The following is a 619-nucleotide window of genomic DNA, read 5'->3' on the forward strand; positions in this document are numbered from 1 at the left end:
CGGTATAGCGGCCGAAGTCCAGCGTCACCGGGGCTTCTACCGTGGGCGCCCACTGGGCGAGGTCGTCGTAGCGCAGCAGGCCGGTGTGCTTCTCGCCGGTGGTGTCGCGCACCGGGGTGTCGCGGCAGTAGGCGTCGATGGCCTCGGCCACGAAGCCGCGGTACCAGCAGTCCATGGCGGCATCGATCTGGCCCGTGCGGGAGTCGCTCGCGGACTGGGCCGTCTCGATAATGCGGGTATAGGTGTCGGCCAGCACCGGCAGCCGGTGGAGCGCGCCGGGGCGCGGCACCTTGCCGTCCGGCAGCCACGTATCAGCCGAGCTGTGCCATTCGTCGCGGAACAGCGACTGCACGGCCAGGATGGCCTGCGAGATACGCGGCACCAGCGGGAAGCCATCGCGCGCATAGCCGATGGCGGGCGCGAGCACGTCCGCCAGGGACCACGTGCCGTGGTCGCGCAACATGGTCAGCCACGCGCCGAACGCGCCGGGCACGGTGGCGGGCATCAGGCCGATGCCGGGCATCAGCTCCATACCCTGGGCGCGCAGCGCCTCGGGGTCCGCCAGCGCGGGCGCGGGGCCCTGGCCGCAGACCGAGCGCATCGCGCGCGTCTTTTCATC

General features: G+C 72.1%; 1 protein-coding gene. It reads right to left on the reverse strand.

The features are described from left to right. Positions 1-619: gamma-glutamyltransferase (locus tag AB4Z35_RS30000; protein WP_442101160.1), on the reverse strand; the 619-nt coding region annotated here is incomplete at both ends.

Source organism: Pseudomonas sp. KB_15 (genome assembly GCF_052114525.1).
Taxonomy (GTDB): Bacteria; Pseudomonadota; Gammaproteobacteria; order Pseudomonadales; family Pseudomonadaceae; genus Aquipseudomonas.